Here is a 3,366-nt window from a genome sequence, read left to right on the forward strand (position 1 = left end):
AGCCGGCATCGGAGCCGCAGCCGGTGCGGCGGCCGGTGCGGCAGCCGCTCCGTCGGCAGATTACTGCCGGGACGATAACAACGACGATGACTGCGACGACGGCAGCGGGCGCATCAACCGTTCGGGCAGCAGCGCCTATTTCTACGGCGGCAACACTTACTACCGCCGATCCGCGACAGGATCGAGCGGAGCGGTCGCTTCCCCGCCGGCAACCGCCACGAAGCCGGGCGGCAGCGCGGCAGCTACCCCGCCCAAGAGCACGCCTGAACCGGCAAATACGCCTGCGCCGACAACCAGCGGACGAACGGGCAGCTTCAACACGAAAGACTCCGTTTCGTCCGGCTCAAGCTCCGGCGTGAAGAGCGGCGGCAGCACAGGTACAACCAGCGGCGGGTCATCCGCCTCTTCCGCCGGTACGCCCGGCAAGTCCGTATCCGGCTCGTCGGCATCGGGCGGTTCGTCCGGGTCTTCGGCCAGCAGCGGCTCGATGGGAAGCTCAAGCTCGTCCAGCGGGATTTCTTCGGGCAGCTCCGGCGGGCACGGCGGGATCGGAAGCTCCAGTTCAAGCAGCGGAGGCTAAGCTGGGGGAGGCAGACTGCCTCCTCTTTTCTTTTGCATAAAAGTCCGAACCGCGTGAAACGATAATCCGGTAATCTTTGGCTTTGCACAGTACGGATGCAAAATTTATGCGGCAATCGTTCGGATTGCACTGGAGGAGGAAGACGATGACAAACGAAGCGACGAATAATTCCGGCACTTTGCGCCGGATTGACGAGCTGAACGATGTGCAGATGACGAAATGGACGTCGGAGGAGCTTCATTACCATCAACGGGTCATGAGCGACCTGTCCCCTTGGCTGAACGCCCAAGGCACCGCCATGCTCGGGCAGATCATCCACGAGATCGAACACCGCGGCGGCGAACGGTTTCGTGGGGAGGATGCCCCGGCTACGAACACTTAATATACATAAATGTTGATTTTATATGGAAAATAGGCGATAATAAATCTTGGAAATCTCATATCCTCAGGAGGTAGATAGAAGATGGCACACCAATTACCGGCACTTCCTTATGCGAACAATGCGCTTGAGCCTCACATCGACGAAATGACCATGATGATCCACCACGATCGTCACCACAACACATACGTTACGAACCTGAATGCTGCGCTTGAAGGCCATGCCGATCTTCAATCCAAAAGCGTCGAAGACCTGATCGCCGATCTGAACAGCGTACCGGAGAGCATCCGTACCGCAGTCCGCAACAACGGCGGCGGCCATGCGAACCACTCCTTGTTCTGGGAAACGATCGGCCCGAACGGCGGCGGCGCTCCGAGCGGCAAGCTGGCTGACGCGATCAACAACGAGCTTGGCGGCTTCGACAAGTTCAAAGAAGAATTCGCCAAAGCGGCTACAACCCGTTTCGGCTCCGGCTGGGCTTTCCTCGCTGTAACCAAAGACGGCAAATTGAAAGTATACAGCCTGCCGAACCAAGACAGCCCGATCATGGAAGGCGAGACGCCGATCCTCGGTCTGGACGTATGGGAGCACGCGTACTACTTGAAATATCAAAACAAACGCCCTGACTATATCGCGGCATTCTGGAACGTTGTCAACTGGAACGAAGTAGGCAAACGTTACGAAGCGGCAGTAAAATAATCGGCTTTCCTGAAAAAGACTGCGGAGGTTCTCCTCCTGCGGTCCTTTTTTTATTTCCGCATGCATCGATCGGACTGTTTTTCCTCAAAGAGCGCCTGACAGCTATATCCAAGGCCCCTTTCCCCCGAAGCCGGAACGTAGTATGATAGACAAATAGGCGAATTTTGGAGAAAACGGAAACCGTGACCGAAAAACGCAATATATTTGATCGGGAAAGAGTGAGACTCATGAGCAAACTGATCACTCTCCTGCATGATGTGCCGCTGTTTCAAGATTTGTCGGTGGCCGAGTTGGAGACGATCGTTCCTCTGTTCGTGGAACGGAAATTCAAAAAAGGGACCATTTTGTTTTTCGAAGGCGACGCCGGGGAGGAATTTTACTTGATTCATTCCGGTGTCGTCAAAATTTACCGAATCGACAACTCCAAAGAAATTATTCTTTCGTTGTTCCGGGAAGGCGACTTTTTCGGGGAGATGTCGTTGGTTCAAAAAGGGCTCAAGCGCTCTGCGACGGCGGAAACGCTGGAGGCCTGCTCGCTGTATACGCTGATGCGTTCGGACTTTCAGCAGTTTATGGAACGAAGCCCCAGGCTGTGCCTGAAGCTGATGGAAGTGACCATGGAGCGGCTGCGCAAAGCGAACGAGAAAATATACGACCTGACGTTCCTCGACGTCCGGACGCGCACGATCAAAACGATCTGCCGTTTGGCGGAGGAATACGGCCAGCCGAAAGCCGGCGGCATGTTTATCGATATGAAGCTGACGCATCAGCAGTTGGCCAATATGGTCGGCACGGTGCGTGAATCGGTCACGAAGGTGCTTCAGGAGCTGCAGGAGGACGAGCACATCGCGATCGACAAAAAGCACATTCTGATCAAAGACATCCAAGCGATGAAGAAACAAATATATTAGCCATAACTGTAAGAAACGCCAACCGGGACGAAGGGCGGACCTTCGTTTCAGGCTGGCGTTTTTCGTTTGGTACGGGCTGTCTATGTCTTTTTTTACATTGCCATTTTTCTTTCACATTTGGAAAAGAAAAGCGTGATTTACATCACTTACGCATCCGGCCGCGTTTCCTATAATTCAGCTATAAGGACATCGTGGAGCAAAAAAATGTGAAAAGGGGTAATGAGCTATGGCAAACCTGAAAACAAATGAACCGAACCAGCGGAATAAGGGCCTTCTGCTAGTGGCAATTCTATTCTTTGTGATCCTTTGTTCTCCGCTATTCTACTTCATGTTTCATCTGATGATGGGCAACGAAGATATGTTTATCTACAATCCCTATAAATAACAGCCGGCTTACCACGGCGGATTCGATAAGCAATTCCGGGCACTCTCATGATCGTCTTAAGGGAGTGCTTTTTGTTATTACCGGCCGAAATACGCGTTCAGGATCCGCAAAAAGACGTTCGGGAACGCATACTGCTCCATCTCCTCGAGGTTTACCCAGCGATAATGGGGCGGCAGCGGCACGGGCAGCAGCAGCGCGGAGGCTTCCTCCAGGCGGCCGGTGTACACGTCCATCTCCCAGCGGATGTGGCTGAACGTATGCTCCGCCTGCATCAGCCAGCCGACCGGGCCGAGCCCGAGGCCGTCCCCGGCGAGATGCGCCGCCAGCGCGGCATGGGCCGCGGCGGGGTCTCCGCCTTCGCCGCGCGCCTCCGCGGCTGCGGGCGCTGTGGGAACTGCCGCATGCGGCAGTT

At 55.0% G+C, this 3,366-nt stretch carries 5 protein-coding genes; 4 read left to right on the forward strand and 1 reads right to left on the reverse strand.

Annotation, left to right across the window (positions count from 1 at the left end):
• The 4 genes from PEH01S_RS34965 to PEH01S_RS33980 form a co-directional block, all read left to right on the forward strand.
• Positions 1 to 580, forward strand: a 580-nt coding sequence (locus PEH01S_RS34965; RefSeq protein ID WP_164828146.1) for a hypothetical protein, incomplete at its 5' end; no start/stop codon positions are given.
• A 145-nt stretch (positions 581 to 725) separates the two neighbouring features.
• Positions 726 to 962, forward strand: coding sequence for a hypothetical protein (locus PEH01S_RS33970; protein WP_025852517.1), 237 nt, complete (start codon positions 726 to 728; stop codon positions 960 to 962).
• Positions 963 to 1,043: 81 nt separating this feature from the next.
• Positions 1,044 to 1,658, forward strand: a complete 615-nt coding sequence (locus PEH01S_RS33975; protein WP_025852516.1) for a superoxide dismutase — start codon at positions 1,044 to 1,046, stop codon at positions 1,656 to 1,658.
• Between the two features lie 227 nt (positions 1,659 to 1,885).
• On the forward strand, positions 1,886 to 2,569 hold the full coding sequence (locus PEH01S_RS33980; protein ID WP_025852514.1) for a Crp/Fnr family transcriptional regulator: 684 nt from the start codon (positions 1,886 to 1,888) through the stop codon (positions 2,567 to 2,569).
• A gap of 462 nt (positions 2,570 to 3,031) precedes the next feature.
• Here the strand turns inward: PEH01S_RS33980 and PEH01S_RS33985 are convergent.
• Positions 3,032 to 3,366 (reverse strand): NUDIX domain-containing protein (locus tag PEH01S_RS33985; protein WP_164828147.1); only part of this gene is annotated, 335 nt, incomplete at its 5' end.

It is taken from the genome of Paenibacillus ehimensis NBRC 15659 (assembly GCF_004000785.1).
Taxonomy (GTDB): domain Bacteria; phylum Bacillota; class Bacilli; order Paenibacillales; family NBRC-103111; genus Paenibacillus_G; species Paenibacillus_G ehimensis.

What these genes read in the sequence shown, in the direction of transcription:
- PEH01S_RS33970 (WP_025852517.1), top strand. Translation starts at nt 726, where the DNA reads ATGACAAACGAAGCGACGAATAATTCCGGCACTTTGCGCCGGATTGAC.
- PEH01S_RS33975 (WP_025852516.1), top strand. Translation starts at nt 1,044, where the DNA reads ATGGCACACCAATTACCGGCACTTCCTTATGCGAACAATGCGCTTGAG.
- PEH01S_RS33980 (WP_025852514.1), top strand. Translation starts at nt 1,886, where the DNA reads ATGAGCAAACTGATCACTCTCCTGCATGATGTGCCGCTGTTTCAAGAT.